General features: G+C 67.8%; 2 protein-coding genes. Both read left to right on the forward strand.

Annotated elements, in window-relative coordinates:
• Nucleotides 1-118 precede the first annotated feature (118 nt).
• On the forward strand, nucleotides 119-1,405 hold the full coding sequence (locus VF794_RS32155; protein WP_331116938.1) for a PAS domain-containing sensor histidine kinase: 1,287 nt from the start codon (nucleotides 119-121) through the stop codon (nucleotides 1,403-1,405).
• A gap of 14 nt (nucleotides 1,406-1,419) precedes the next feature.
• Nucleotides 1,420-2,791: response regulator (locus VF794_RS32160; RefSeq protein WP_331116939.1), on the forward strand; the 1,372-nt coding region annotated here is incomplete at its 3' end.

Consider the following 2,791-nt stretch of genomic DNA (forward strand, 5'->3'; position numbering starts at 1 on the left):
CTGGCGGTGCTGTTGAAGCTGCGGGGCGAGGGCCGGGTACGGGAGGCCTCCGGGCGATACTTCCCGGCCTGAACCGCGTTGCTGTAGTGTTGGAGACTCACCATGTAGGAGTCTTCGCTTGGACACGCGCCGAAAGACCGAGGGGCAGGTCCCCTCACCCGAGGGAGCCTCCGGCACGGACTCATCCGCGGAGACGACCCTCGAGGAATTGCTGACGATGGTCGACCAGTTGTCGGCCCGCATTCCGCATGTCCGGTGTCGCGTCGGTGGGGGGCCGCTCGCGCCGCTGGCCGCGGCGCTCAACCGCCTGGCCACCGCGAACGAAGAGCATCGCGCCATGTCCAGCGATCCGTTCGGCGTGGAGACGCTGGTCGCGCAGTCGCCCATCATGATGTTGACGTGCGACGCTTCCGAGCACGTCCGCTTCATGAACTACAACGTGCCGGGCCACACCCCGACGGGCACGTGGAAACGGAGCATCTACGACTTCGTCGTGCCGGATCAGATCGAGATGGTTCGGGGCCACATCCGTCGGGTGCTCGCGACGGGCGAGCCCTCCGGCTACGAAATCCGCTCCATCCTTCCCTTTGGTCCTCAGTGGTTCGCGGTGAAGCTGGGTCCCATCCGCTCTGGCGAGCAGATCGTCGGCGTCACGCTGAGCCTGATCGACATCTCGGACCTGAAGAAGATCCAGCTGCGCCTGGAGCAGTCCAACCGGGAGTTGGAGAGCTTCGCGTCCGTGGCCTCGCACGACCTTCAGGAGCCGCTGCGGAAGATCCAGACCTTCAGCGAGCGGCTGAGGACGACCTACGCGGAGGCGCTGGGCGCCGAAGGGCGCGACTACCTGGAGCGGATGAACAACGCCGCGACGCGCATGCGCAGGCTGATCGACGACCTGCTCTCCTTCTCTCGCGTCTCCTCGCGGGCGCAGCCCTTCGCCCGCGTGGACCTCGCGGAGATCGCCCGGGAGGTCCTGGGGGATCTGGAGGAGACCATCGCGCAGGCGGGAGCGACCGTCACCCTCGGCGAGCTGCCCAGGCTCGAGGCCGATCCGACGCAGATGCGGCAACTGCTCCAGAACCTGCTGAGCAATGCCCTCAAGTTCCATCGGGATGACGTGGCTCCATCCGTGAACGTCCGCGCCACGGTCGATCCGGAGACGCTGCGCTGCGAGCTGCTGGTGGAGGACAACGGCATCGGCTTCGATGAGAAGTACCACGACCGCATCTTCAACGTGTTCCAACGACTGCATGGGCGCGGCAAGTACGACGGGACGGGCATCGGTCTGGCCATCTGCCGGCGGATCGTCGAGCGGCACGGAGGCAGCATCCGAGCCCGCAGCACTCTCGGTCAGGGGGCGACCTTCATCGCCACGCTGCCCCTCAAGCAGGTCAACTCCCCGTGAGGATCCAAGCAACCATGGAGCGCCACAAGCCCGTCACCGTCCTGCTCGTCGATGACGACGAGGATGACTTCGTGGTGACGCGTAATGCCCTGCGGTCCATCGGCCCGGGACGGATGGTGCTGGAGTGGGTGTCCACCGGCGAGGATGCGCTCGCCGCGCTGGAGGCCCGTGCCCACGACGTGTGCCTGCTCGACTACCGCCTCGGAGCGATCACGGGGCTGGATCTGCTCGAGCAACTGCGGCAGCGGGGCTGGCACGGCCCGGTCATCCTGCTGACGGGGCTGGGGGACGACGCGCTCGACCAGCAGGCGCTGGAGGCCGGGGCGGCCGACTTCCTCGTGAAGTCCCAGCTCACGCCGACGATCCTGGAGCGCTCCATCCGCTATGCGCTCCAGCATGCGCGCACGGTGGAGTCGCTGCGGCGCTCGCAGGAGAGCTTCCACATGCTCATCGAGAAGCTGCCCGAGGGCCTGTGCGTGGTTCAGGAGGGCCAGCTCGTCTACGCCAACCCCGCGCTCGTCAACCTGCTGGGGTATGCGTCCAAGGGCGAGCTGCTGGGGAGGCCTCGGGAGGAGCTCCAGAATACCTTCCTGCACCCGGATGACTGGGCCCTGTTGCCTCGCGAGGCCCTCGAGGGGCGGGTGGTGGGGCAGCCCGTCCCTTCGTGGGAAGTGCGCATGCTGCGCAAGAACGGCGCGCCCATCCCCGTGGAGCTCACCCAGCTCGTGGGCATGTTCGAGGGCAAGCCCTGCCTCATCTGGAGCTTGCGCGACCTGACCGAGCGCAAGCAGATGGAAGCCCGGCTGCTGCGCGCGGATCGCATGGCCTCGCTCGGGACGCTCGCGGCGGGCATTGCCCACGAGATCAACAACCCGCTCGCCTTCACCCTCTCCAACCTCCAACACCTGGAGGCCGAGGTGCTCCCCGGGCTGGAGCTGTCCGCCGGCCAGCGGGAGGAGATGCGCAAGCTGCTCTCCGATGCGCAGCTCGGGGCGGGCCGGGTGCGGGACATCGTCCGGCAGCTCAAGATGTTCTCGCGCGCCGAGGAGGACGCACGGCCGGAGCCCGTGGACATCCACCGCGTGCTCGAGACGGCCATCAGCATGGCGTCGAATGAGATCCGGCACCGCGCGAAGCTGGAGCGGGACTACAAGGAACCGCTCTGGGTCGAGGGCAACGAGGGGCGGCTCGGGCAGGTGTTCCTCAACCTGCTGGTCAACGCGGCCCAGGCCATCCCGGAGGGCCACGTGGATCGCAATGCGATCCACGTCGTCACGCATCCCCATGCCGAGGGCGTGGCGATCGAGGTGCGCGACACGGGCTCGGGCATGTCGGCGGAGCAACGGGAGCGGCTGTTCGAGCCCTTCTTCACGACCAAGCCCGTGG

The organism is Archangium sp. (assembly GCF_036389735.1).
Lineage (GTDB): Bacteria > Myxococcota > Myxococcia > Myxococcales > Myxococcaceae > Archangium.